The sequence below is a fragment of the Thalassospira xianhensis MCCC 1A02616 genome, from assembly GCF_003326475.1.
Lineage (GTDB): Bacteria > Pseudomonadota > Alphaproteobacteria > Rhodospirillales > Thalassospiraceae > Thalassospira > Thalassospira xianhensis.
Genome location: NZ_JPWA01000028.1, coordinates 36626 through 62983, shown reverse-complemented (window position 1 = coordinate 62983; position 26358 = coordinate 36626). Strand labels below are relative to the sequence as shown.

23 protein-coding genes are annotated in these 26358 nt (G+C 53.6%); 8 read left to right on the top strand and 15 right to left on the bottom strand.

Annotation, left to right across the window (positions count from 1 at the left end; translation table 11 throughout):
• Positions 1-43: 43 nt before the first annotated feature.
• The 5 genes from typA to TH5_RS19000 all read right to left on the bottom strand — a co-directional run bounded on the left by typA (position 44) and on the right by TH5_RS19000 (position 6529).
• A complete protein-coding gene (gene typA / locus TH5_RS19020) occupies positions 44-1864 on the bottom strand; it encodes a translational GTPase TypA (RefSeq protein ID WP_114123184.1) in 1821 nt (606 codons plus the stop codon).
• A gap of 424 nt (positions 1865-2288) precedes the next feature.
• Positions 2289-3278: an adenosine kinase gene (locus TH5_RS19015; protein WP_114123178.1), complete on the bottom strand. Its 990-nt coding sequence runs from the start codon at positions 3276-3278 to the stop codon at positions 2289-2291.
• A gap of 619 nt (positions 3279-3897) precedes the next feature.
• Positions 3898-4755 (bottom strand): SirB1 family protein, encoded by an 858-nt coding sequence (locus TH5_RS19010; RefSeq protein ID WP_244204977.1) that lies wholly within the window; start codon positions 4753-4755, stop codon positions 3898-3900.
• 158 nt (positions 4756-4913) lie between these two features.
• Positions 4914-5570 carry a BON domain-containing protein gene (locus TH5_RS19005; protein ID WP_114123176.1) on the bottom strand — a complete coding sequence of 219 codons (657 nt, stop codon included), beginning with the start codon at positions 5568-5570 and terminating at the stop codon, positions 4914-4916.
• Positions 5571-5665: 95 nt separating this feature from the next.
• The gene (locus TH5_RS19000; protein ID WP_114123175.1) at positions 5666-6529 is read right to left on the bottom strand and encodes an AraC family transcriptional regulator; all 864 of its coding nucleotides are present in this window, start codon (positions 6527-6529) and stop codon (positions 5666-5668) included.
• A 50-nt stretch (positions 6530-6579) separates the two neighbouring features.
• On the opposite strand from TH5_RS19000, the gene TH5_RS18995 reads away from it, so the two are divergent.
• On the top strand, positions 6580-6987 hold the full coding sequence (locus tag TH5_RS18995; protein WP_114123174.1) for a DUF2000 family protein: 408 nt from the start codon (positions 6580-6582) through the stop codon (positions 6985-6987).
• 28 nt (positions 6988-7015) lie between these two features.
• Here the strand turns inward: TH5_RS18995 and TH5_RS18990 are convergent, their stop codons facing one another.
• The gene (locus tag TH5_RS18990; RefSeq protein ID WP_114123173.1) at positions 7016-7399 is read right to left on the bottom strand and encodes a YraN family protein; all 384 of its coding nucleotides are present in this window, start codon (positions 7397-7399) and stop codon (positions 7016-7018) included.
• Between the two features lie 2 nt (positions 7400-7401).
• Positions 7402-8253, bottom strand: a complete 852-nt coding sequence (gene rsmI / locus TH5_RS18985) for a 16S rRNA (cytidine(1402)-2'-O)-methyltransferase (protein ID WP_114123172.1) — start codon at positions 8251-8253, stop codon at positions 7402-7404.
• A 74-nt stretch (positions 8254-8327) separates the two neighbouring features.
• Here rsmI and TH5_RS18980 point away from each other — a divergent pair, with 74 nt between their 5' ends.
• A complete protein-coding gene (locus tag TH5_RS18980) occupies positions 8328-9773 on the top strand; it encodes a penicillin-binding protein activator (protein ID WP_114123171.1) in 1446 nt (481 codons plus the stop codon).
• A 45-nt stretch (positions 9774-9818) separates the two neighbouring features.
• Here the strand turns inward: TH5_RS18980 and nth are convergent, their stop codons facing one another.
• Positions 9819-10460, bottom strand: a complete 642-nt coding sequence (gene nth / locus TH5_RS18975) for an endonuclease III (protein WP_114123170.1) — start codon at positions 10458-10460, stop codon at positions 9819-9821.
• A gap of 211 nt (positions 10461-10671) precedes the next feature.
• Here nth and TH5_RS18970 point away from each other — a divergent pair, with 211 nt between their 5' ends.
• The 3 genes from TH5_RS18970 (at position 10672) to dnaJ (ending at position 14709) form a co-directional block, all read left to right on the top strand.
• Positions 10672-11172, top strand: a complete 501-nt coding sequence (locus TH5_RS18970) for a DUF2244 domain-containing protein (RefSeq protein ID WP_167443598.1) — start codon at positions 10672-10674, stop codon at positions 11170-11172.
• 373 nt (positions 11173-11545) lie between these two features.
• Positions 11546-13459, top strand: a complete 1914-nt coding sequence (dnaK, locus tag TH5_RS18965; protein ID WP_114123169.1) for a molecular chaperone DnaK — start codon at positions 11546-11548, stop codon at positions 13457-13459.
• Between the two features lie 104 nt (positions 13460-13563).
• Positions 13564-14709, top strand: coding sequence for a molecular chaperone DnaJ (gene dnaJ / locus TH5_RS18960; protein WP_007088588.1), 1146 nt, complete (start codon positions 13564-13566; stop codon positions 14707-14709).
• A 55-nt stretch (positions 14710-14764) separates the two neighbouring features.
• Here dnaJ and TH5_RS18955 read toward each other — a convergent pair whose 3' ends face one another.
• Complete coding sequence (locus tag TH5_RS18955) at positions 14765-15703, bottom strand: LysR family transcriptional regulator (RefSeq protein ID WP_114123168.1); 939 nt, start codon at positions 15701-15703, stop codon at positions 14765-14767.
• A 108-nt stretch (positions 15704-15811) separates the two neighbouring features.
• On the opposite strand from TH5_RS18955, the gene TH5_RS18950 reads away from it, so the two are divergent.
• Positions 15812-16696 carry an aldo/keto reductase family oxidoreductase gene (locus tag TH5_RS18950; protein ID WP_114123167.1) on the top strand — a complete coding sequence of 295 codons (885 nt, stop codon included), beginning with the start codon at positions 15812-15814 and terminating at the stop codon, positions 16694-16696.
• Positions 16697-16800: 104 nt separating this feature from the next.
• Positions 16801-17601, top strand: a complete 801-nt coding sequence (gene dapB, locus TH5_RS18945) for a 4-hydroxy-tetrahydrodipicolinate reductase (RefSeq protein ID WP_114123166.1) — start codon at positions 16801-16803, stop codon at positions 17599-17601.
• 88 nt (positions 17602-17689) lie between these two features.
• On the opposite strand, the gene polA is transcribed toward dapB, so the two are convergent.
• Entirely contained in the window at positions 17690-20515 is a 2826-nt protein-coding gene (gene polA / locus TH5_RS18940) for a DNA polymerase I (RefSeq protein ID WP_114123165.1), read from the bottom strand.
• A 316-nt stretch (positions 20516-20831) separates the two neighbouring features.
• Between polA and TH5_RS18935 the strand changes: the two genes are divergently transcribed.
• A complete protein-coding gene (locus TH5_RS18935; RefSeq protein WP_114123164.1) occupies positions 20832-21614 on the top strand; it encodes a hypothetical protein in 783 nt (260 codons plus the stop codon).
• Positions 21615-21631: 17 nt separating this feature from the next.
• Here the strand turns inward: TH5_RS18935 and TH5_RS18930 are convergent, their stop codons facing one another.
• The 5 genes from TH5_RS18930 to TH5_RS18910 all read right to left on the bottom strand — a co-directional run bounded on the left by TH5_RS18930 (position 21632) and on the right by TH5_RS18910 (position 26291).
• Positions 21632-22927, bottom strand: coding sequence for a bifunctional folylpolyglutamate synthase/dihydrofolate synthase (locus TH5_RS18930; RefSeq protein WP_114123163.1), 1296 nt, complete (start codon positions 22925-22927; stop codon positions 21632-21634).
• Positions 22908-23843, bottom strand: a complete 936-nt coding sequence (accD, locus tag TH5_RS18925) for an acetyl-CoA carboxylase, carboxyltransferase subunit beta (RefSeq protein WP_114123162.1) — start codon at positions 23841-23843, stop codon at positions 22908-22910. Before accD ends, TH5_RS18930 begins: the two co-directional genes overlap by 20 nt.
• 57 nt (positions 23844-23900) lie before the next feature.
• Complete coding sequence (gene trpA / locus TH5_RS18920; protein WP_114123161.1) at positions 23901-24749, bottom strand: tryptophan synthase subunit alpha; 849 nt, start codon at positions 24747-24749, stop codon at positions 23901-23903.
• Positions 24746-25969: a tryptophan synthase subunit beta gene (gene trpB / locus TH5_RS18915; RefSeq protein ID WP_114123160.1), complete on the bottom strand. Its 1224-nt coding sequence runs from the start codon at positions 25967-25969 to the stop codon at positions 24746-24748. Before trpB ends, trpA begins: the two co-directional genes overlap by 4 nt.
• Before the next feature lie 142 nt (positions 25970-26111).
• Positions 26112-26291, bottom strand: a complete 180-nt coding sequence (locus tag TH5_RS18910) for a zinc-finger domain-containing protein (protein ID WP_007088596.1) — start codon at positions 26289-26291, stop codon at positions 26112-26114.
• Positions 26292-26358: the final 67 nt, after the last annotated feature.

Genomic DNA, 26358 nt, shown 5'->3' with positions numbered 1-26358 from the left:
CGACCCGTTTGGGTCGGCCTTTTCAATCTGTATACAAACCGGATTAAACGGTTTCAGATTCCGATTTGCGGCTTTCACGTTTGCGCACGTTCGGATCGAGGTGCAGCTTGCGAATACGGATGCTTTGTGGGGTAACTTCGACCAGTTCGTCGTTCTGGATATAAGCCAGCGCTTCTTCGAGCGACATACGACGCGGTGGGGTCAAGGTGATGGCATCATCCTTGCCCGATGCGCGGACGTTAGTCAGTTTTTTGCCCTTGAGAATGTTGACTTCAAGGTCGTTGTTACGGTTGTGTTCGCCGATGATCATGCCTTCATAGACACGTTCGCCCGGATTGATGAACATCGAACCGCGATCTTCCAGACCCCAAAGGGCATAGGCAACTGCATCGCCCTGATCGTTCGAAATCAGAACGCCATTACGACGACCAGCGATCGAGCCTTTGACCGGTCCGTAGGAATGGAACACACGGTTCATCACCCCGGTACCGCGGGTATCGGTCAGGAATTCGCCATGATAACCGATCAGACCACGCGACGGTGCAAGGAACATGATACGGGTCTTGCCGCCACCGCTTGAGCGCATGTCGGTCATTTCGGCTTTGCGCAGGCTCATCTTTTCAACGACGGCACCGGCAAATTCTTCGTCCACGTCGACCTGGACTTCTTCGAACGGCTCGGACAGGACGCCGTCGATCTCCTTGATCAAAACGCGCGGACGCGAGATCGACAGTTCATAGCCTTCGCGACGCATGGTTTCGATCAGAACGCCAAGCTGAAGTTCACCACGACCGGCAACCTCAAAGGCATCCTTGTCGGCGGTTTCGGAAAGTTGAATGGCGATGTTGCCTTCGACTTCACGTTCCAGACGCGCACGGATCATGCGCGAGGTAACCTTGTCACCTTCCTGACCGGCAAGCGGCGAGTTGTTGACCGAGAAGGTCATCGCAAGGGTCGGCGGATCAATCGGCTGGCTTGCGATCGCGCTTGTGACTTCTGGCGAGCAGATGGTGTCAGCAACGGTTGCATCCGTCAGACCGGCAATCGCGATGATGTCGCCGGCAACAGCTTCTTCCTGCGGGACACGGTCAAGACCGCGGAAGCCCATCAATTTCGAAAGACGACCGGTTTCGACGGTGCCATCACCACGCAGAACCTTGACCGGCATGTTCAGTTTCGCACGACCCTGCGCAACACGACCGGTCAGAATACGGCCAAGGAAGTTGTCGGCATGCAGCATGGTGGCAATCATTGCGAACGGTGCGTCGACTTCTGCCTTCGGTGCCGGAACATAGTTCAGCACCAGGTTCATCAGCGGTGTCAGGTTTTCTTTCGGGCCTTCCGGTGCTTCGGCAGCCCAGCCATCACGACCGGATGCATACAGAACCGGGAAGTCGAGCTGCTCGTCGTTGGCTTCAAGCGAAACGAACAGATCGAAAATCTCGTCGAGAACTTCTTCGGCGCGCTGGTCCGGACGGTCGATCTTGTTGATGATCACGATTGGCTTCAGACCGAGTTTAAGGGCCTTGCCAAGAACGAATTTGGTCTGCGGCATCGGACCTTCGGCCGAGTCAACCAGCAGAACAACACCATCAACCATCGACAGGATACGTTCGACTTCACCACCGAAATCGGCGTGGCCCGGCGTATCGACGATATTGATACGCGTGTCGCCCCACTGAATTGCGGTCGGCTTTGCCATGATAGTGATGCCGCGTTCGCGTTCCAGATCGTTACTGTCCATCGCGCGTTCATCAACGCGCTGGTTGTCACGATAAACACCGGACTGACGGAACATCGCGTCGACGAGGGTGGTTTTGCCATGGTCGACGTGTGCGATAATGGCGATATTGCGCAAGTTCATTGGCGCGGACTCCAGAATAAAAATGCCGCGCGCCGGGATACGTCCCTTGCGCATCGGTCAGTAAAAGTTTCAAGGCCAGTAGATATTCAGCCGCCTAAGACCGATGTCGTTCGGTCGGCAAGGTCAAACCCGCGCAATTTGCGTCGTGTAGCACATGCTGAATGTTTACTGGCCCAAAAGACAAATTGCAGCCTGGCTCGAAAGCCGCCCTGTCATAGCCAATGTCGAGGCGAAAGACCAGCCTCGTGCATGACATGCGGGGTTGATTTTTATGCAATGCCGGGTTCTTGCGCCATTAACTGGAGAAAGTCAATCTTTGTGTGCATTGCAAAACCGCAGAATACAGGCAATTGGTGCGGAAAAAACGGGACGGCAAACAAATGTTGCCGTCCCGTGAATTTTATTGCGTCACGCTGATCAATGATCAAAGAGTCTTCGCGACCAGTTCCTTAAGGTCGGCATCCGGACGTGCGCCCATGTGTGAAATTACCTCGGCAGCGCAGATCGAACCAAGGCGACCACAGGTCGCGAGATCATCACCACGGGTGTAGCCATAAAGGAAGCCCGATGCAAAAAGGTCACCTGCGCCAGTGGTATCGACGACATGGGCAACCGGTTCGGCATCGACTTCGATGACGTCGTCACCCGAGACGATGACGGAGCCCTTTTCGCTACGGGTCAGGGCTGCGACCTTGCAATGGCTGCGAACTTCGGCAAGAGCTTCTTCAAAAGTATCGACTTCATAAAGCGATTTGATCTCGTCCTCGTTGGCAAACAGTACGTCGATATGATTGTGAACCAGGTCCCGGAATGAGTCGCGATGGCGATCAACGCAGAAGGAATCAGACAGGCTGATTGAAACCTGACGGCCAGCTTCATGGGCAATCTTGGCCGCCTTGATAAAGGCTTCCTTGGCTTCCGGACGATCCCAAAGATAACCTTCCATATAGGTAATCTTGGCCGATGCGATCAGTTCGGCATCGATATCATCTGGGCCAAGCTCCGTGCATGCGCCAAGGAAGGTGTTCATGGTGCGATGCCCGTCCGGGGTAACAAAGATCAGGCAGCGTGCCGTCGGTGAGCCGGACGTGGCCGGGGTCGAGTTAAAGGAGACCCCCATGGCGCGGATATCGTGGCTGAAAACCTCGCCAAGCTGGTCGTTCCGCACTTTGCCAATATAGGCACCCTTGCCGCCAAGAGCGGCAATACCTGCCATGGTGTTGCCCGCAGATCCGCCTGACATTTCAAGGCCCGGACCCATCTGGGCGTAAAGGCTGTCGGCAGTTTCGGCATCGATCAGGGTCATGGCGTTCTTTACGAGGTTCAAACGGCCAAGATCTTCTTCCTTGCAATGGGCAAGGACGTCGACAATAGCATTGCCGATCCCGACGACGTCGAATTTGGTGTCACTCATGAACTTGAATTTCCTGCGCTTTTTTCGAATAGAGGGCAGTCGGGTAAGGTGCAGGCGCTATCAAAGTGCCATGCGATCAATACCATGTCCGGCCAAATGGTTTGGCGGGAGTATAGAGAATGAAAATTCCGGTGCAAGCATCGCGACCGTTTCGTGTCCGGTCTTTTAATCCTGTATTAAGGACGCGAAAAACTGCGTTCGTAGTTTTTCGCGCTGTCATGAGACAGAATTTTGATCTTTGCCAATTGGAATATGTTTCCTGTTTCGGAAAAACAATTCGCCGGAATTGGAAATCCGATTCCGTAACGCGCAGAAAACCGGGCTTTGGGGCTGTCCGGATACGCGATCGCCTCTCTTTGATGAAACGCTCAGGTGAGAAGGTGAATAGAGGCAAAGTTAGGGTAAAAATCAATATTCAGGATTGTTTTAATAATCTTAATTTCATAATATTTGCGGTTCCAAGCTCAGTCACACTTCAAACAGACCATTATGTATTCATATAGGAGTATCTACACGATACTATTACAACAATATAAGATTTTATATCTAATCATATATTGTGATTGTGCATGTTTGAGGCGGTGTAAGCCTCACATGATCTCGAAAGTGAAACCGGGCCTTATGGTTGATTGGGGTCGGGGGTGTCTGACGGGTATTTGTGACCCGCATTTTGTGGACGAACCGGATACAGCTGCACCAAAGCATCCGAATTCGTTGTGTCCCGGGTATCTTTTTTGCGGTTTGAAGTTCCATGGCCCAGGCGATCGCGCAATTCTTCTATAACGGCACTGATGCGCGCCCGATGCATCGGGTCCTTGCACAGTTCAACGAACCGCGTGAAGGCATGGAGTGCTTTTTCATCTTCATGCAGCCGGGCATAAAGCGCGCCGAGCTGATGCCAAAGCCCGTCATGGTCGGGTGCGATCAATAAGCTGCTGTCGATAACACGTGCCGCCAGAGCCAATTCGCCCTGTCGAAGCGCCCGAACTTTTATGTTGTTTTGAAGCCGTAACAATATTGCGATGTCGGAGGCTTCGCGGTAATGGCCGGGCTGTAATTCGGCATCCAGTCCCTGAAATGCTTTTAGCAATTCGCGCAGTTCTGCCGATCCCAGCGTAATGCCACCGTGGAATGGATCGATCATTTTTCGTGCGCCGCCAGATTGCAGACGAAGCAGAAAGTGACCGGGAAAATCAATACCGGTAATCTCGATCTGGCAATGCTTTGCTGCGTGTATGTAAAGCAGGGCAAGGGCTACCGGTAAGCCTCGTTTGCGATCAATGACCGACATCAGATCTGCATTGGCGATATCGTCATAGTTTTCTGCATCGCCCTGAAACTGATGGTTTCCGGGAATTATGTCCTGCAATGCCTGCACGATGACTTCAACTGACGGATGATGAAGATCGCGGGTATCGGATCGTTCCGACAGAACGGCAATTCGGTTCCGGACATCATCAGAAATGGCATCAAGCAAATCGAGATAGGTCGCGATGTCCCGGCTAGGATCATTCAGCCTTGCAAAGCGCAGAGCAGCTTCGGCGGGGGTTGCATCGGGATACTGGCCGTTACCGTAATCGGTAAGCCATTGGCGATCATTCGCAGTAATGTCCTTCTCCCGATCGATAATAATGCTCAGGTCCTCTGGCGTTGCGGGTCGTCTTTCAGCCGCACATGGCTGACGACGCGCCTGACATAACTGGTACCGCGCGCATGGGCGATGACAAGGTTCCGTTCATGTTCGCTTTGCGCAATGCCCATAATATGGACAGTACCATTGATGGTTTCGATACTGTAGTTAATCGCATAGACGTCAGTGTCAAACATCAGGGCGGTTTTGATGTGGGTGGTAATCAGAAGATCGCTGGCATTGTCCATAAGGCTGCTGCCTTGCCCAACGGTGATCTCATTGATGACCCGGTTTACACCGTTGGCTTGCCACGCCAGTTCGACAGCTTTCAGTTCGCTCTCGGTGTTATCAACTGTACCTGCCAGCAACACCTCACCTTCGACCACTTCAATTTCGATCCGGCGAAACAGGTTTTCATCTTCTGCGAGAAACTTTTGCCAGATTTCGGCAGTAATGGCGGTATCACTGACTGCTCCGCCAAACCCTCGTTCCTGCATGGCCGCCACACCGGCGGTTGCGCCGGCACCAATCGCAAGTGATGTGCATCCGGCAAGCGGCAAAATGGCAAGGATCACCAGAGCCGGTCCAGCTTGCGCGATATAATGTCTGACTTTAACAACACGGTCTTTTGACCGTCGCAATATGCGTGACAGTGATGTCATTAATCGGTTTCTCGCCCCGCTTCCCCCGTCGTCTCAACTGCCAATATGAGGGTAGCCGGTTAAGGAGTTTTAAATTCAAAGCGGGGTTTGGCCGATTAATGACTTTTTTCGCATGTGAGTTCTGCCCAGCGACCGGGCGTGACACCGAAGGCACGTTTGAAATGCCGGTTAAGGTGGCTTTGATCGGCAAATCCCGTTTCACCTGCGATATCTACCAGTGGGTGGCGAAGGGTAATCAGCGAGCGTGCTTTTTGCAGGCGACGCATCATCAGATAACGATACGGCGTTGTCGCGAAACAGACGCGGAATTGGCGGATCAGACGATATCGATCAAGCCCGGTGACCTTTTCAAGCTCATCTGATTGCACAGCCCGATCAAAATTATCTTCAAGATACTGTCTGGCCCGTTCCATACGGCCCAGTGCCAGAAGGCCCAAAGGCTTGACGGGCCCTTTGGCATGACGCGCGAGACCGGAGGCAATGTCAGAGACAAATTGATCTATCAGCAGCGGATCGACATCTTCATCAAGATGAGCCAGCACTGAGGCCAGAGTAGAAGCCAGTTCCGGGTCGGCAATCACCGGATCTGAAACAAAAGGCAGCGAAGCCGTCTCGGCGCCAAGTCCCTGACGGAGCAATGATGGTTCAAGATAAAGCATCCGGTAACGCAAGCCGTCATCGGTTCCTGCGCCCCCGTCATGAAGTTCGTCGGGATGCAGGACAATCACGTTGCCTGGCTGGCTGGCACGGAAAGAACCACGATAATTGAAAGTTTGAACGCCCTGCATGGTTATCCCCAATGCATAGGTATCGTGCCGGTGTGGCGCAAACATGTTGCCAAAGAAGAGGGCTTCCATTCGTTCAATTCCCGGAAGCGGGGCTGCAGAAATGAAGCGTTCGCGTGGTTTGCACAAACGTTCAAGACCGTCAGATACGGTTTGGTTTACAGCATTTTGCATAACGATTTTTCCCGAAAACCTTCGGAACCTCAAAATCAACGGATGCACAAATGTTTGATACCAAAGTCGCCATTGTTCTTCGCAACGATCTGAAAAATTGGCAATTGCTGAATGTCACGGCCTTTTTGATGAGCGGCATCGTTGCCCAGCACCCCGATATTATCGGGGAACCCTATATTGATCGCGACAAGAATATTTATAATCCTTTATCGCGACAGCCAGCCATCGTTTTAACAGCGGATCAGGATACAATCGCAAAGGTTCATCGTCGTGCACTGGAACGCGGCGTGACCACATCACTTTATGTAGAGGAAATGTTTTCCACCGGGCACGACGCCGCCAATCGGGAAGTTTTTGGCCAGTTTTCGCCAGATGATGCAAAGGTTGTGGGAATTGCTCTGCGGGCGGAAAAACGGGTGGTGGATAAAATTATCAAGGGTGCAAAAATGCATCCCTGACGACCGATATGCCATTTCACCCCCCCCCTTACAACATCCACGCATTTTTGAGGTGCTTGAGACGCCACCCGTTGCTGATTGCAATGATGTCAAAACGCAAATCGCCATGATGGCCGATTCGTGTGGCGAAAGTTGAAAGTGCACGGGCGATGTGCTGTTGCTGCTTGGGACGCAATGCATTCAGTGCATCGTCAATGTTGCGGCGATTTTTAACCTCGACAGCGGCGATCAGATTGCCCTTTTGGGCGATGATATCGATCTCCCCGACCGGGCAGCGAAACCGGGTTGCAAGAATGCGGTAACCGCATAGTCTGAGCCACAAGGTACATACCCATTCTGCGCGTCTTCCGGCTCTTTCGGCCTTGCGTCGTTCATATATTCCTGCGTTGCGGGCAGTCCGACCGGATTTCATCGCTATGCTCCGGATGGTTTGGAAAGCTCAAGCGCACGATTATAAAGGTCACGCTTTTTCAAGCCGGTCTCTTTGGCAACTTGGTCGGCAGCTTCTTTTGTTCGCAAGGTTTTCAACAGTTCGACCAGACGCGCATCAATGTCGTCAGCATCGGGTTCGGCATCTCGCTCGCTCTGCGGGCCGACGATCACAACGATCTCACCCTTGGGTGCGCCCTCGGCAGCGTAATGAGCAGCCAGATTGCCAAGTGTTTCTGTCCGGACTTCCTCGAACATCTTGGTCAGTTCACGGGCGACAGCAGCTTCGCGCGCATCACCCAGCATTTCGGCCATATCGGCAAGACTGCCAGCCAGCCGTTTGGGACTTTCAAGAAAGATCAGGCTCCCGGGTATATCGGAAAAGCGTGTCAGTTCCTTTTTGCGGGCTGATGTTTTGGGCGGCAGAAAGCCAGCGTAAAAGAAGTGGTCACTGGGCAGGCCGGATAAAACAAGCGCGACAATCGGTGATGAAGCCCCAGGGGCTGCCGTGACGTTAAAGCCCTCGGTCTTGCAATCACGTACCAGTTTATAGCCGGGATCATTGATCAGCGGCGTTCCTGCATCGGAAATCAGTGCAAGCGCCTGTCCCTTGCCAAGGCGGTCCATGATTTCGGGGCGCATTTTGGCTGCATTATGTTCGTGATAGGCGATCCGCTTGGTTTTTACGCCATATCGCGACAATAATTTGCCAGACGTTCTGGTGTCTTCGCACAGGATAATATCGGCACGTTTAAGGATATCGATCGCACGAAACGTAATATCGCCCAAATTACCGATTGGAGTAGCGACAAGATAAAGACCTGATGAAAGTGGCAAGAGTCGTTCATCCGGTTTACTTGATCCGTCGCGCGCATTACCCTGCGTGCGAAACGAGCTATCGGGAGGTGAGAGTGGGTTTTCCGAAACGTCATCCGTTGCAGAATCTGGACGGGAATTCGGCATGGTGCCGGGTCGCGCGCCGGACGGCATCTGTGGTGGTCCTTTCGCTGGTGCTTGCGGCATGCAGTGGCACCACGAGTATCACGGACCTGTTGGGTATGCAACGGGATGGGGCGCCTGTAGAAACGGCAAATAACCCTGTAAACGACCCGACCAGGCCCCCTGATGAGGGGCTTCTGACGGACGCAAACCCTTGGCCGGGCGATACTGCGCTGCCTGAGGGAGAAGGTCAGGAAATACTGACACTTTATAACGATGAGGCGGCATTGAATGAAAAGCGTGTCGCGCTTTTGCTGCCATTATCGGGTCCCAACGAGGAACTGGGGCGCGCCATGCGCCATGCAGCAGAACTGGCGATGTTTGACATTGCAGGTGACGATTTCGTTCTCATGCCGATTGATACGGCAGGAACGTATCAGGGCGGACAGGCCGCAGCCCATCAGGCGATCAATGCCGGTGCGAAAATGATCCTTGGGCCGCTTTTTGCCGAATCGGTTAGTGGTGCCAGTGAAATCGCCAAAGCTGCTGGTGTTCCCGTGATTGCGTTTTCAAACAATCAGCGGGTTGCCGAAAGCGGTGTATGGGTTAACGGATTTGTCCCCGAAGACCAGATCGCACGTGCCTCCGGGTATGCTACCACGCAAGGCAAATATCGTTTTGCGGCTTTGTTGCCGCAAAACGATTATGGCAGACAGATCGCAGGTGCCCTTCAGGGGATTGTTTCGCGGGTCGGGGGCAGCCTTGGCCGGGTCGCGTTCTATGCACCGGGTTCCGAGAGTCTGGAACAGACGATCCGCGATTTTGCCAATTACGATGCACGCCGTGCAAACTTGCGGGCACGTAAGCGCGAATTGCAGGCAGATGGTTCGGCAGCGTCCCAGCGTGCATTGAAGCGGCTCGAAGGTGTCGACACACTAGGTGAACTTGACTTCGATGCGTTGATCCTTCCCGCGACCGGCGGTGAGTTGCGGCAGGTGTCAGCCCTTCTGGCATATTTCGATATAGATAGTTCCGAGGTGCAGTTCATCGGAACATTCGGTTGGAACGATCCGGGGCTTTTTTCGGAGCCAGCACTTAAAGGCGGTATCTTTGCTGCACCGGATCCTGAAAACTGGAAACTGTTCTCGGACCGTTTCGAGCGGACATTTGGTGAACAACCGCCGCGCATTTCAAGCCTTGCCTATGACAGCGCCGCCTTGGCCGCGGTATTATCGCGCGATTCCGGTGACATGACCCGCGATGCCGTTACCAACCCCAACGGCTTTGTCGGGGTGGATGGCATTTTCCGTCTGACAGCACAGGGGCGTTCGGAACGCGGTTATGCCGTCATGCAAATTCAGCCTGACGGTGCCAAAGTTGTCGCACCGGCACCCGCGGCATTTGATCAGGTCTTCTGAGCCGACAGGATAGCAAAGGCTTTAATTGATGCGAACGCCCGCCGGTTATGCTTCGGCGGGCGTTTTGTCTTTATAATTGCACAGATCATTGACGATGCAGTCCGCACAGCGTGGCTTGCGCGCCTTGCAGATATAACGGCCATGCAGGATCAGCCAGTGATGGGCATGGTTCATGAAGCGTGACGGGACCTTTTTCAAAAGGCCTTTTTCGACAGCAAGCACGTTTTTGCCATTTGCCATACCCGTCCGGTTGCCGAGCCGGAAGATATGGGTGTCGACGGCCATGGTATGTTCGCCCCACGCAATGTTGCGGACAACATTAGCGGTTTTTCGACCGACACCTGGCAGTTCTTCAAGAGCATCCTGATCATTGGGTACGATTCCGCCATGCTTTTCAACAAGCATGCGTGCCGCCGCCATCACATTTTTGGCCTTGCCGCGATAAAGGCCAATGGTTTTTATGTGCTCGATCAGGGCCTCTTCGCCAAGGTCAAGCATGTCCTGCGGGGTTTCGACAATCTGGAACAGCTTTTTGGTGGCCTTGTTGACACCAACATCAGTTGCCTGCGCCGACAGGGCGACAGCGACCAGAAGGGTATAGGGATTGGTGTAATCCAGCTCCCCCTTCGGTTCCGGGTCGGCATCCGAAAGACGCTGGAAAAATTCTTCTATGGCGGCTTTGCTCATCGGGCGGGACATAGGTATTTATCTCTGTGTTGATACCGCATTTGCGGTCATTTTCGGGATTTTCGGAGGTCGGGCTCCTTTACCACCGGCCTGATCTCTTGAGATCGGAATTTATAAACTGTCGCTTTGCAAAGGTCGAATTTTGATTGCGGCTGATCTGGAAGCGTTCCAGAATTGACGGACTGGAAACGCTGCAAACCGGTCGATTACGATGCCAGCCGTACCAAGAGCCGAAAAACCAATATTTCGTATCGATCTGCGCCCGCCACGTTCGTTAAGCAGGCGAGCAGCGCGCAATATTGTCGTGATACTGGCATGTGTCACAACATCAATCGGTTTGATTTTCTGGGCTGTTGGCGCCTGGCCGGTAATCGGATTTCTGGGCGTTGATGTGATTTTGCTGGCGTTGGCCTTTCATTTCAGTTTTCGCGCAGCCCGGGCAGAGGAGCGGATCGAACTCCGTCGGGGCAATTTGCGGGTCACCAGAATTTCTGCGCGGGGCACGCGGCAGGAATTTGATTTTCAACCCTACTGGCTTCAGGTCGTGCTTGAACGGGGTGAAGATGACCAATGCGAACTTTATTTACGATCACATGGAAAGCGTTTCGAGATTGCGGAATTTCTGGGGGTTGAGGAAAAAACTGATCTTGCCGGAAAGCTTGATCGCTGGCTGCGTCAGGCACGATGCAGCCCTGATCCTCAATCCGTGTGATTGATAAAAGACGCAGTTTTCTGCGGATTATCGAGGTTCTTTGACTGGCTTTGCAGTCCCGGCAACCCCGATATGCTTCCACCGAATTTCATCATCCTTGTCCGAGGAAATAGCCTGAAAAGATGCAATTTCGGTTGTGAAAGCGGCTCTGGAACCGGTTCAGGCGACCGAAATACACGTTTCAGAGTAAATTTCACCCGAGATTCCCCGTTTTCACCGCTTGCGAGTTTTTGATGACTTTCATATATAGGTGCGCGGGGTAATTACCCCACGAATTTTGAGACTATTACAACCATTGGTCCCAGGAGGTCCTGCGCAGCGCTTAGATCGTGAAGGCTGCGGGACGGACCGGCCGCTAAAAGAGGAACTTACTATGGGCAAGATTATCGGTATCGACCTTGGCACTACCAACTCCTGCGTCGCAGTCATGGACGGCAAAGAAGGCCGCGTGATTGAGAACAGCGAAGGTGCCCGTACCACACCGTCGATGGTTGCTTTCACCAATGATGGTGAGCGCCTTGTCGGTCAGCCTGCGAAACGTCAGGCAGTGACCAACCCCGAAAACACCCTGTTTGCGATTAAACGTCTGATTGGCCGTCGTTATGGCGACCCGGAAGTCGAAAAAGACAAAGACCTTGTCCCGTACAAAATTGTCGCGGGTGACAATGGTGATGCATGGGTTGAAGTCAATGGCGAGAAAATGGCACCGAGCCAGATCGCAGCCATGGTGCTTCAGAAAATGAAGGAAACCGCAGAAGCCCATCTGGGTGAACCGGTAACCGAAGCCGTTATTACCGTTCCGGCATACTTCAACGACAGTCAGCGTCAGGCAACCAAGGATGCCGGTAAAATTGCCGGTCTTGAAGTAAAGCGTATCATCAACGAGCCAACTGCTGCTGCACTGGCTTATGGTCTGGACAAAAAAGACGGCGGCACCGTGGTCGTGTATGACCTTGGTGGTGGTACCTTTGACGTGTCGGTTCTTGAAATCGGTGATGGTGTCTTCGAAGTTAAATCGACCAATGGGGATACCTTCCTTGGCGGTGAAGACTTCGATAAAAACATCATCGATTACCTTGCGGACGAGTTCAAAAAAGAACAGCAGATCGACCTGCGTAAGGACCGTCTGGCCCTGCAGCGTTTGAAAGAAGCCGCAGAGAAAGCCAAGATCGAGCTTTCCTCGTCGATGCAGACCGAAGTGAACCTGCCGTTTATCACCGCTGACGCATCAGGCCCGAAACACCTGAATATCAAGCTGTCGCGTGCGAAGCTTGAAAGCCTTGTTGGTGACCTGATCGAACGCACGATGACCCCGTGCAAAGCGGCCTTGAAAGACGCCGGTATCACCGCAGGTGAAATCGACGACGTGATCCTGGTTGGCGGCATGACGCGTATGCCGAAGGTTCAGGAACGCGTGAAGGAATTCTTTGGCCGTGATCCGCACAAGGGTGTGAACCCGGATGAAGTGGTTGCACTTGGTGCCGCCATTCAGGGCGGTGTCCTGCAGGGTGATGTCAAAGACGTTCTTCTGCTTGACGTGACTCCGCTGTCGCTGGGTATTGAAACCCTTGGTGGCGTATTCACCCGACTGATCGACCGCAACACCACGATCCCGACCCGCAAGTCGCAGACTTTCTCGACCGCGGAAGACAACCAGACGGCTGTTACCATCCGTGTCTTCCAGGGTGAACGCGAAATGGCTGCCGACAACAAGATGCTTGGCCAGTTCGATCTGGTCGGTATCCCGCCGGCACCGCGCGGTGTTCCGCAGATCGAGGTGACTTTCGACATTGATGCCAACGGTATCGTCAACGTGTCTGCCAAAGACAAGGCGACCAACAAGGAACAGCAGATCCGCATTCAGGCATCTGGTGGTCTTGGCGATGACGAAATCGAAAAAATGGTCAAGGACGCCGAAGCCAACGCGGAATCCGATAAAAAGCGTAAAGCGCTTGTCGAAGCCCGTAACCAGGCAGAAGCCGTTATCCATTCGACCGAGAAAAACCTTGCCGAACACGGTGACAAGGTTGATGCCGGTGCGAAATCAATGATCGAAGATGCTCTGTCGGTGCTTAAAGAAGCCAAGGACGGCGAAGATCCGGAAGCGATCACCGCGAAGGTCAACGAACTTCAGCAGGCTGCAATGAAACTTGGCGAAGCCATGTATCAGGCACAGCAGGCTGAAGAAGGTGGCGAAGGTGAAACTGCCGGCGCATCTGCACAGGCCGATGACGGTGTTGTTGACGCCGACTTTGAAGAAGTCGATGACAGCAAAAAAGACAAGTAAGGCGACCGCAGAGGTCGTCTTGAACGACGCCCTGTAAATAAAAATCGGGCCGTTCCGGACGCAGATAATTGCGGGAACGGCCCGACCGTGTTTCGGAGTTACAGATGGCGAAAGAAGATTATTACGAGCTGTTGGGTGTTGGCAAAGATGCCGACGCAGCCGCGCTCAAAAGCGCCTATCGTAAACAGGCGATGAAGTATCATCCGGATAAAAATCCGGGCGATACCGAAGCCGAAGTAAAATTCAAGCAAGTCAACGAAGCCTATGAAGTCCTGAAGGATCAGGAAAAGCGTGCTGCCTATGACCGGTTTGGTCATGCTGCGTTTGAGCAAGGCGGACCGGGCGGAGCCGGTGGTTTCGGTGGCGGCTTTGGTGGTGGTTTCGGCGGTGGCGGATTTGCCGACGTTTTCGACGAGATTTTCGGGGCCATGGGGGGCGGTCGCCGTGGCGGTGGATCGTCGCGCGGTGCCGACCTTCGTTACAATATGGCCATCTCGCTTGAAGAAGCGTTTGAAGGCAAAAAGGCCGAGATCACCATTCCGGGGTCGGTTGCCTGCGAAGAATGCCACGGCAGCGGTGCCGAGGCCGGTTCGCAGCCGGTAACCTGTCCGACCTGTAATGGTCATGGAAAGGTCCGCGCGCAGCAGGGCTTCTTTACGATCGAGCGTACCTGCCCGAGCTGTCATGGCAAAGGCAAAATCATCAAGAATCCGTGCAAATCCTGCCATGGTGTCGGTCGTGTCGAACAGGAAAAGACCCTGTCGGTGACGATCCCGGCCGGGGTTGAGGATGGAACGCGTATCCGTCTTGCGGGCGAGGGTGAAGCGGGTGCCAATGGCGCACCGGCTGGTGATTTGTATATCTTCCTTGATATCCAGAATCATCGCTTCTTCCAGCGTGATGGGGCGAACCTGTATTGCCGGATTCCAATCCCGATGAGCAAGGCAGCCCTTGGCGGGACCATCGAGGTGCCGACAATTGAGGGAACTCGCACCCGGATCAACATCCCGGAAGGTACGCAATCGGGACAGCAACTGCGTCTGCGTGGCAAGGGCATGACCATCCTGCGGTCGCAGGCACGTGGTGACATGTTCGTTGAAATCAGTGTCGAAACCCCGGTCAGACTGACCGAGCGGCAGAAAGAGCTTTTGAAAGAGTTTGATGAGATTTCGCGCGAAGAAGGCAGTAACCCGGAAAGCGAAGGGTTCTTTTCCAAGATGAAGGAAATCTGGAAAGACCTGACGGATTAGGTGCTGCACCAGATCGTTCGGATTTCGGAACGAAATATATTTTAACCCCGCTCTGTTATTCCGAGCGGGGTTTCTCTTTGGCTTGATCGTTTGGCCACGGACGGCTTTTGACGAAATCAATGAAGGTTCGCAACGGTGTGGGGACAAGGCGTCGCCCCGGATAATACAGTTTGGGACCCGGAAACCGCGGCCACCAGTCCGCAAGCACCGGGACGAGGGCACCGCTATCAAAATAGGGCTGAAGCCAGTCCTCAAACAGATAAACGATACCCGTGCCCATACAGGCGGCGTGAGTCGCAAGGTCAGTTCCCCCGCCGGGGCGCACAAGCAACGGCCCGCCGGGGTTTAGTTCAATGGTTTCATCACCGCGCTCAAATTCCCACGAGATCATGGTCCCGCTTGCAAAGCGTCCGCGCAGGCAGGCATGTTCCAGAAGATCGCGGGGATGTTCTGGCATGCCGTGTTTTTCCAGATATCCCGGTGACGCCGCGGCAGCAAAACGCTGGGTACGCGGGCCAATCGGAATTGCGATCATGTCCAGTTCCAGACTTTCGTCATAACGAATACCGGCATCGCATCCTTCGGCCAGAACATCGACGAAGTTTTCCTCGGTAATGACCTCGACGCGGATATCGGGATAGGCAGCAAGAAAAGGTGGAATAAAGTGCGGTAGAACAAGGCGTGCCGCACTTACAGGCACGTTCAGTTTCAGAGTCCCTGCCGGGCGGCTGCGGAAGCTGTTCACCACATCAAGAGCCAGTTCCATTTCATCAAGGGCAGGAGAAAGCCGGTTTAACAATCCTTCACCGGCTTCGGTCAGCGCAACACTACGTGTGCTACGGTTAAACAGCCTTACGCCAAGTTCGGCCTCCAGTCGTCGGACCTGATCGCTCAGACGTGATGCGCTTCCACCGCTGATACGGGCACCTTCGCGAAACCCGCCTGCGCGGGCAACGGTGACGAATGCGGTGATATTGGGCATATCAAGTTTCATTGTTTTAAATCCCGTACAGCTTGTTTTGATTGTACCGGATTGTTGATCAAAACAGTAGGGTCTAGCTTCGGGACAGAAATCGAATGTCTGACATGAAAGGAGATTTCCATGTCCAATATCGAGCAAGCCGGGAATTTCAAGATCGGTGATCTAAGCGTTAAACGTATGGGTTACGGTGCGATGCAATTGGCCGGGCCTGGTGTTTTTGGCCCACCCAAAGATCGCGACAGTGCGATCAGGGTGCTGCGCAAGGCAGTGGAAGCGGGCGTCAATCATATTGATACCAGCGACTTTTATGGCCCGCACATTACCAACCGGCTGATTCGTGAAGCCCTTCGTCCTTATCAGGATGATCTTGTGATCGTGACAAAGATCAGTGCTAAGCGTGGCGATGACGGGTCGTGGTTGCCGGCACTGTCGGCTGCTGAATTGACATCCGCAGTGCATGATAATCTTCGCAATCTGGGGATTGATGTGATTGATGTTGTCAATTTTCGATCAATGCACGGGCTGCACGGACCAGCGGAAGGTTCAATTGAAGAACAGCTTAGCGTTTTGGCCAAATTGCAGCAGCAGGGATTGATCCGACATATCGGATTGTCGAATGTGACGCCGACCCAGATCGAGGAGGGTCGCAAGATTTGTGACATCGTCTGTGTGCAGAATCAGTACAATCTGGCGCATCGCGATGATGACGGATTGATCGATAGCCTTGCGGCTGATGGCATTCCCTATGTGCCGTTTTTCCCGCTTGGCGGTTTTTCACCATTACAGTCAGAAGCCCTTTCACAGGTTGCCAGGCGCCTTGACGCAACGCCGATGCAGGTTGCCCTTGCCTGGTTGTTGCAGCGTTCGGCCAATATCCTGTTGATTCCGGGAACGTCATCGTCCGAGCATTTGACGCAGAACCTTGCGGCGGCCAGCCTTAAGCTTCCGGTTGACGCTGTTGCCGACCTTGACGGGATTGCAGTGCAATCCGCGACAACAGGCTGAACGTTGATTTGTCCGACATTTGGACATTTCCGATGATTTCATCGCAGGGCGGCATGTGCTAAAGCAATGACACGTTTGAAATTGCTTGCCGGAGGAGACCGGAAATGAAAATCGGGATTGTCGGATGTGCCGGCCGTATGGGGCGCATGCTGGTCAATGAAACGTTCAAAACCAACGGCTGCGAGGTTGGCGGTGGTACCGATCTGCCAGACAGTCCGTTTGTCGGCAAGGACGTCACCCTGATTGCCGGTCTGGAAGAAAGTGGCGTTCTGGTCGGTGACGATCCCAAGGCATTGTTTAAAGCTGTTGATGCGGTGATTGATTTCACCGCACCGGCTGCGACCATGAACCATGCCAAACTGGCAGCTGAAACCGGCAAAATCTTGGTGATCGGTACGACCGGGCTTTCAAACGATCAGAAAGCGGAGCTTAAGCTTGCAGCCAAAACTGCAACCATCATTTTCGCACCGAATATGAGTGTCGGTGTGAACCTTGCCTTTGCACTGGTCGAGAAGGTTGCTGCGGTCCTTGATAAGGATACGGCTGATATCGAAATCGTCGAAATGCATCATAAACATAAAGTTGATGCACCATCAGGCACGGCACTTGGCCTTGGTGAGGCGGCGGCAAAGGGTCGTGGGGTTGATCTGGATGCGGTTTCGGTGCGGTCGCGCGACGGGCATACCGGCGCACGTGAAAACGGCACCATCGGCTTTGCAACGCTGCGTGGTGGCGATGTTGTTGGCGATCACACGGTTGTTTTTGCCTGCGAGGGCGAGCGGATCGAAATTACACACAAGGCATCATCACGCGAAGTTTTCGCCAAAGGTGCGGTGCGTGCCGCGAAATGGGCCGAAGGCAAGAAACCCGGTCTTTACTCTATGCGTGATGTTCTGGGCCTTTAAACCAGCCCTGATCCGGTCATTTTATGCAAAAGCCCCGGCAGCACTGCCGGGGCTTTTGTTTTACTGAGGTATCCGGATATTGATCTGATCAGTGGGCATCCGCCCAGCTATCGCCGATACCGGCATCTGCGATAAGTGGTACGGAAAGGTGCGCGGCATTTTCCATAACCTCGCGGATCACCTCGACGGCCTTTTCGGTTTCGTTTTCCGGGGCTTCAAAGATCAATTCATCGTGGACCTGAAGCAGCATGCGGGTTTTAAGCCCCGCATCAACAAGGGCACTCGGAACGGCAATCATCGCGCGTTTGATGATGTCAGCAGCACCGCCCTGAATCGGGGCGTTGATAGCGGCACGTTCGCCAAAGCTTCGGCGCATGCCGTTTTTATCATTGATGCCGTTGATATGAATCTGGCGACCAAACAGGGTTCTGACAAAGCCATGCTTTTTGGCGAAGTCTTTTGCCTGTTCCATATAATCGCGAATACCGGGATAGATTTCGAAATAGGCTTCGATAAATGCCTTGGCTTCCTTTTGCGGGATGCCAAGCTGATTGGCGAGGCCAAAGGCTGAAATCCCGTAAATGATGCCAAAATTGATGGCCTTGGCTTTGCGGCGAACCATCGGATCCATGCCTTCAATCGGAACGCCAAACACCTTGGATGCCGTGGCGGCGTGGATATCCTCGCCGTTTTTGAACGCATCCCGCAGGGCGTCGATTTCGGCGACATGCGCCAGAAGGCGCAATTCGATCTGCGAATAGTCGGCAGAAATCAGTTTGCTGCCGGGCTCCGAGATAAAGGCAGTACGGATTTTACGGCCTTCCTCGCTGCGGATCGGGATGTTTTGCAGGTTGGGATCGTTTGACGACAGACGCCCGGTATTCACATTGGTCTGGCCATAGCTTGTGTGAACGCGGCCGGTTGCCGGATTTATGTGATGGGCAAGCGCGTCGGTATAAGTGCTTTTAAGTTTGGAAAGCTGCCGCCATTCAAGGATTTTGGTCGGCAGGTCATGTCCCTGGGCCGCCAATGCCTCAAGAACGTCTGCACCGGTCTGCCATGCACCGGTTTTGGTTTTCTTGCCACCCGGCAGGCTCATTTTTTCAAACAGGATTTCGCCAAGCTGTTTGGGGCTGCCCAGATTGAAAGGTTCATCGGCCATTTCATGAATGGTTTCTTCAAGGGCTGCCATCCGCTTTGCAAAATCGTTCGACAGGGTTTTGAGCTTGTCTGCATCAATACGGATGCCAAGGCTTTCCATCTTGGCCAGTACCGGAACAAGCGGCCGATCCAGCGTTTCATAAACACTGGCCATGTGTTCCTGCGCAATGCGGGGCTTCAGAAGCCGGTGCAGGCGCAGCGTGATATCGGCGTCTTCGGCGGCGTAATCAAGCGCCTTGTCGAGTGGAACCTGATCAAAGGTGATCTGGGTTTTGCCCGATCCGCAAACATCGGAAAACTTGATTGGTTTATAATCCAGATGCAGTTCGGCCAATTCATCCATGCCATGGCCGTGGCTTGTGCCGTCCAAAACATAGGACAGCACCATGGTGTCGTCTATCGGGGTGACATTGATGCCGTGACGGGACAACACGATCATATCGTATTTCAGGTTCTGGCCGACCTTTAGGACGCCCGAGTCTTCCAGAAGGGGTTTGAGTAAAGCAATCGCGCGATCAAGCGGGATTTGCTTTGGTACTTCGATTTCTGCCGGTGCCTCGGCAGGGGCATCGAAATCGAAACCACCCTGTGCTTCACCACTTTCGCCATGGCTTTGTCCGTGTCCGACAGGGATATAACAACCATTGCCCGGTTCGGTCGAAAGTGAAATGCCAACCAGCTTGGCCTGATGCGCATTAAGTGATGTGGTTTCCGTATCAACAGCAACCGTACCGGCATATTCGGCCATTGAAATCCAGTGCTTTAGGCGATCTTCATCCTGAACCAGTTCATATTCTGCCTTTTCAACACTGATATCATTGACACCGGTACCTGGTTCGACAATGCCGTCTGCATCAACAGATCCACCGAACTTTGCCTTTATTTTAGAAAACAGTGATTTAAAGCCATGTGTTGAAACAAAGCTTAAAAGAACATCGGGATCAGGTTCGCGCAGTTCGAAACCATCCAGCTTTTCGACAACCGGAACATCGGTTTTGAGGGTCACTAGATCGCGTGAAATGCGGGCCAGTTCGGCATTCTCGATCAGCTTTTCACGGCGTTTGGGTTGCTTGATTTCGCCTGCACGTTCCAGCAGACCATCCAAATCGCCATATTCATCAATCAGTTGGGCTGCGGTCTTGATACCAATGCCCGGCACACCCGGTACGTTATCAACGGAATCGCCAGCAAGTGCCTGGATATCGATAACCTTATCGGGCGTGACGCCGAATTTTTCCAGAACCTCTGATGCGCCAATAGTGCGATTCTTCATCGCATCAAACATTTGTACCCGGTCCGTGACCAACTGCATCAGGTCCTTGTCAGAAGACACGATAATGACATCGGAGCCCTCGGCTTCGGCCTGCCGGGCGTAGGTCGCGATCAGGTCGTCGGCCTCGTATCCTTCGAGTTCGATCGAAGGCAGATTGAAGGCACGTGTCGCATCACGGATAAGCCCGAACTGGGGTACCAGTTCTTCGGGGGGCGGCGGACGGTGCGCCTTGTATTCGGGATAGAAATCGTTTCTGAACGATTTGCCTTTGGTATCGAAGATAACCGCCATGTGATCGGGCTTGGTATCTTCGCGCAATTTCATCAGCATGGTGCAGAAACCATACACCGCATTCACGGGCGTACCATCCGGGCTGGTCATTGGTGGCAAGGCATGGAAGGCCCGGAAAATAAAGCCCGATCCGTCAACCAGAACGACACGACGGGGGGATTGACCGGTGGATGGCGCAGAATCTGTCATGCGTCTAATGCTCATTCATTGGTTTGATTTGATGGCTCGCAGAATGCCCGATCCGACAGGCTAAGTCGAGTGGGGCATCGTCGAAAGTGGGAATATATTGGCTGTTGCCAGCTTTGCTCCTGACAGGAAGTCGTCAGGAGCAAAGTAGGTATTTTCATCATCATGTCGATTCCGGAATGAAAATCTTGACCATGACCGGATTCTGACCATTTATGGCAGTATGTCGCTTTGGACTTATCAGGACGCACAGGGATTGATATGGTCCAGCGCAGTGTAACTTCCCTTCGGGAAACAGGAGAACCGGTCATTGCCGGCGATGGAAGATAAACCGGTTTTCAGGCCGCAAGGCATCGGCATTGAAACCGCAGAACCGACGCGCGAGCTGCATGACGACATGAAGCTCGCAAATCGGCACAAAAAGGCCAAGAAAGCCGAACGGGTTGCGCGGTCCAACGGATCGGGATGGCGCAGGTTCTTCAGTGCGTCCTCATGGATGCGCTTTCTGATTACGTTCGGGGTTTTTGGTATTTTCCTGCATGGTTTGTTCGTTGTTTTTGGTGTTTATGACCGTAACCAGCGCCTTCCTGCCGTCGACCATTTTGTGTTGCTGATCAAACTCGTCGTGTTTATCGCATTAATGTATCTATTTTATGCGATGCTGATGCATTATGGACCGATCCGTCACAAGGTGCGCGGGATATTCTTCCTTGCACTCGCCCCCGTTGCAGCGGTTTGCATTTTCATGATTTATGGCGGCGGGCAGTTATTTGGGAGTTTCCTTCCGGTTTTGCAGTTCCTGACCCTTACCATCGGAGTAGGGGGATTTCTGCTTTATGTGATGGGTTACACGTGGGTTACCGGTCGCACTGTTCGGCGCGAAGCTGATCGTTATGACCGTGTGGAACATGTGCCGAACCAGATTTCGAAAGAGAGTGCTTCGGTCGGATTGCCACCCGGGGTAGCCGGAGACCGGCGCAAGGTGCACAAAGCTGGCAGTCTTCGTCTGCGCAAGGATGATGATGGCTCATCCAACGGCAGTAGCACGGGGGGCGGTAGTTCGTCCGCAGTAAACAATAAAGTGCGTTTGCCGGAAATCTGATCGCGAGACGAGCCAGATCAGGCGTGATTTTCCAGCACAACACCTGCCAGATAAAGCGATCCCAAAATCAAAACTCTTTTAGGTTTTACGACAGCGTCTTTCAGAACAGCCAGTGCATCATCCAAGGTTTCGCAGGCATGTGCATTTGTGATTCCTGCCGTGGTGGCAGCATCGCGCAACGTATCGGCGCTGTGGACTTCGTGACCTCCCGGGATCGGAATGCCAGCAAATGATGTGATATGAGGGGCCAGCGGCTGCAGAAATGCAACAGGGTCTCTGTTATCAAGCATCCCCATAATCATAACTGTTTCGCCCGTGGGTTGCCGGGTCAGCCAGTCTGCGATGACTTCGGCAGCGGCGATATTGTGTCCACCATCCAGAATGAGCTCGCAGCCCTCAGGCAGGGCATCGCAAAGCGGTCCGGTGATCAGCTTCTGAAGGCGTGCGGGCCAGCGGGCTTGGCTGATCCCGCGCGCTATTGTTGCTAAATCCGGCCCTGCGATATCGAGGATACCGGCGTAGCGTGCAGCGGTAATGGCGGTTGCGGCATTTATGAATTGATGCCGACCGGGCAGTGCTGGCAAGGGCAGACCAAATTCTTCTTCGCGGATGCGAAGCGTAAAGCCGTCCTCGTGCTCGGCGGTGATGCCAAAATTCGTGATCAGGGGGCTGCCGATATCGTTGGCGTGTCGGGCAAGTGTATCAAATGCCTCAAGGCTTTGAGGGGCAATTACACACGGTACGCCGGGCTTCATAATCCCGGCCTTTTCAAAGGCGATTTTGGCAATGGTATCGCCAAGGAAACCCTGATGATCAAGCGAGATCGGCGTAATGACGGTCAGGGCTGGTTTATCAATCACGTTGGATGCATCAACCCGACCGCCAAGGCCGGTTTCAAGTAGAACAACGTCCGCCGGAACTCGTGAATAGGCCAGAAATGCCGCTGCCTGGGTGATTTCAAAGAAGGTTATCTGTTCACCGCCATTGACCGCTTCGACTTCTTCAAGAAGCTCGCACAGCATGTCTTCGATGATCAGGTCACCCGCCAGCCTTATGCGTTCGTGAAAGCGAACAAGGTGGGGAGAGGTCGAAGTATGAACACGAAGGCCTGCTGCCTCATAGATAGCACGCAGGTAGGCCAGTGTTGATCCCTTGCCATTGGTTCCGGCCAGATGAATGACCGGCGGCAAATTCAGGTGCGGATTACCCAGCTTGGCGAGCAAGCGGGTAATCCGACCCAATGAAAGATCGATCACTTTTGGATGAAGCTGGCCCAGACGCGCAAGAATCGCGTCACTTCTTGGCGTTGTCACCTTCGGTCTCGGCCTTTTTCGCGGGTTTCTTTTTCGCATCCTTGATCGGAACAATCGCGGCACCCGGTTTGGTGCGGCGGATCATATCGATCAGGTGGCCGATGGTTTCATTCAACTCGCCGCGCGGCACGACCATATCGACCATCCCGTGATCCAGAAGATATTCTGCAGTCTGGAAATCGTCGGGAAGTTTTTCACGAATGGTATTTTCGATCACGCGACGACCGGCAAAACCGATCTGTGCGCCCGGTTCGGCAATCTGGATGTCGCCGAGCATCGCGAAGGATGCTGACACACCACCGGTGGTCGGATCGGTCAGAAGCACGAAATAGGGCAGGCCCTTTTCCTTGACCTTCTCGATCGCGGCCGTTGTGCGCGCCATCTGCATCAGGCTCAGAATACCTTCCTGCATGCGTGCACCGCCCGATGCCGGAACGATGATAAGGGCGGCGTCCTGAACCGTCGCCAGTTCAGCGGCGGCAACAATGCCTTCACCAACGGCGGTGCCCATTGATCCCCCCATAAAGGAGAAATCGAAGACGGCAACGACGGTTGCATGCCCGCCGACATCACCATGGGCAACAGCCAGGGCATCCTTGTAGGTTGCCTTGGCCTGCGCCGCTTTCAGGCGGTCGGTGTATTTTTTCTGATCGCGGAACTTCAGCGGATCGACCGGAACGTTCGGCAGTTCTATGAGCTGATATTTGCCCTCATCGAACAGGAGTTCAAGACGGTCCTTGGCTGAAATGCGCATATGATGGCCGCAATGCTGGCAAACATGTTTGTTCTTTGCCAGGTCACGGTGGAAGATCATCTGTTCACACGACGGGCACTTATGCCAGAGATTCTCGGGCACATCGGTGCGGCGAACAAGTTTCTGAATCTTGGGACGGACGAATTCTGTCAGCCACGACATATCGGATACTGATCCTTGGTTTTGCCTATATCGGTCATTTCACAGCAACGCACAGCATTAGTTGCGCGCGTTGCGTACCCCGTCTGCAAGTTCGCGAACAAGGCCTGTGACCATAGAGGCGGTCTTATCGGTGGCCTTGCCGTTTTCGTCAAGACTTTCGGCAATTTTTGATACGATTGCCGACCCGACCACAGCTGCATCTGCCTGTCGGGCAACTTCTGCGGCCTGGGTCGCGTTCTTGATACCGAAACCAACGGCAATCGGCAAATCCGTATGGCGACGCAGGCGCGCCATGGCTTCGACAATCTGGTCATTGGTTGCCGAACCGGCACCGGTAACGCCAGCAACCGAGACATAATAAACAAAGCCTGACGTATTCTGAACGAGTTTCGGCAGACGTTTGTCATCGGAGGTCGGTGTTGTCAGCCGAATGAAGGACAAACCCTTTTCCACGGTCGGGACGCAAAGTTCGGCATCCTCTTCGGGCGGCAGGTCAACGACAATCAGGCCATCAACCCCTGCATTGCGTGCATCTTCAAGGAATACGGCAACGCCATAGATATAGATCGGATTGTAATAACCCATAAGAATAATCGGCGTTTCGTGATCCTGATCGCGGAAACCACGGACCAGTGACAGGGTCTTGCGCATATGCATGCCGGCTGCCAATGCACGGATTGATGCTTCCTGAATGGCCGGGCCATCAGCCATCGGATCGGTAAATGGCATGCCAAGTTCGATCACATCCGCACCGGCCTCAGGCAAGGCTTTCAGAATCTCGAACGATGCTTCCGGGTCAGGGTCACCTGCGGTGATGAACGTGACCAGACCGGCACGACCTTCTTCCCTGAGCTTGGCGAAACGTTTGGCGATGCGGTCCTGGCCGCCGATGATTGCGTCGCTCACAGTTCTACTCCCAGTGCTTCGGCCACGGTAAAGATGTCCTTGTCACCCCGGCCACTCAGACACATGAGGATGATCTTGTCCTTGCCCATTTTCGGCGCTTCTTTCATCACTTGGGCGATGGCATGACTGCATTCCAGTGCCGGAATGATGCCTTCGAGTTCCGAGCATAATTTAAATGCTTCGAGGGCTTCTTTGTCACCGATCGGCTCATACCGAGCACGCCCAATATCCTTGAGCCAGCTATGTTCGGGGCCGATACCCGGATAATCCAGACCAGCAGAAATCGAATCGGCTTCCTTGATCTGTCCGTCATCATCCATCAACAGATAGGTGCGGTTTCCGTGCAAAACGCCCGGCTTGCCAGCACTGAGGCTTGCGGCATGCTTTCCAGTATGAATACCGTGACCGGCGGCTTCAACACCAACAACCTCGATATCCTTGTCATCCAGGAACGGGTGGAACAGACCGATCGCGTTCGAGCCGCCACCAACGGCCGCAATTATCTGATCGGGGAGGCGGCCTTCCTGTTCAAGAATTTGTTCTTTGGCTTCGTTGCCGATCACGCATTGGAAATCACGGACCAGTTCCGGATAAGGGTGCGGACCCGCAGCAGTTCCAATGATGTAGAAAGTATCTTCGACATTGGTGACCCAGTCACGAAGTGCCTCGTTCATCGCATCTTTGAGCGAGCAGGAACCGGATTTGACCGGTTTGACTTCGGCACCAAGCAGACGCATGCGGAAAACGTTCGGCGACTGACGTTCGATATCCTTCGAACCCATGTAAACCGTGCAGGGTAGACCAAAGCGGGCGCAAACTGTGGCGGTTGCTACGCCGTGCTGGCCTGCGCCGGTTTCTGCGATAATGCGGGTTTTGCCCATGCGCTTGGCCAGCAGGATTTGGCCAATACAGTTATTGATCTTGTGCGCGCCGGTATGGTTCAGGTCCTCGCGCTTGAAATAGATCTTGGCACCGCCAAGATGTTCGGTCAGGCGTTCAGCGAAATAAAGCGGGTTTGCGCGACCGACATAGTGTTTCAGGTAATAATCGAGTTCTTTTTGAAACGCCGGGTCTTTTTTGGCATCCTTGTAGGCCTGCTCCAGCTCGAGAATCAGCGGCATCAGGGTTTCGGCAACAAAACGTCCTCCGAAATTGCCGAAATGTCCGTCCGGATCTGGAAGGGCACGATAGCTGTTAAGAGCGGTTGGTGCAGACGTCATAGGATTTCCCCGTGGATGGGCCGCGAAAAATGCCGGGACGGCAAAGACATGCGACAGTCATTAAGTTAGCGAAAAGCTGCCGGATCAACGATATTGGCAGCTTTAGCGCTGGTTCCTTCTACCCGAGGGCGGGTAAAACGGATTAATGGGCTGCGTGCTCGGCCTGGGATTTGTCGAAAATATATTTCTTCGAGCAGTAAGGGCAGACCACCTCGCCCTTTTCCTCAAGATTGAGGTAAACGGTGGGATGGCCAAGGTGACCTTTGCCGCCGTCACAGGCAACATTCAGGCTGCCGACTTTGATTTCTTCGGTGATCTTCATATATCCAGCTTCCCAGTTAGCACAGGCATAGGTGTTGCCATCGGTTGATCATCGGCCTGAAACAGGT